The sequence below is a fragment of the Streptomyces beijiangensis genome (genome assembly GCF_017315755.1).
GTDB lineage: Bacteria > Actinomycetota > Actinomycetes > Streptomycetales > Streptomycetaceae > Streptomyces > Streptomyces beijiangensis.
The window spans coordinates 1-206 of the sequence record NZ_JAFLRJ010000755.1 but is presented as its reverse complement, the minus strand read 5'-3'; the positions used below and the strand labels follow the sequence as shown (position 1 = coordinate 206).

1 pseudogene is annotated in these 206 nt (G+C 69.9%); it reads right to left on the bottom strand.

Features of this window, described 5'->3' with window-relative positions:
- A pseudogene (locus J0695_RS38875) lies at window positions 1-206 on the bottom strand (outer membrane protein assembly factor BamB family protein); the annotation flags it as partial.

Genomic DNA, 206 nt, shown 5'->3' with positions numbered 1-206 from the left:
CGCGGCTGCCGGAACCACCCGTGCTCGAACTGGTGGTGGGCGACGGCTTCTTGGAGTCGGTCGCGACAGGCTTCTTGTCGTTCTTGTCGCCGCTGCTGGTGGCGAAATAGATCCCGCCACCGACGACGAGGAGACCGGCCACGGCGGCCGCGATGATGATCCCGGGCTTGCCCTTGAAGGGGCCTCCGCCGCCCGCGCCGGGCTGG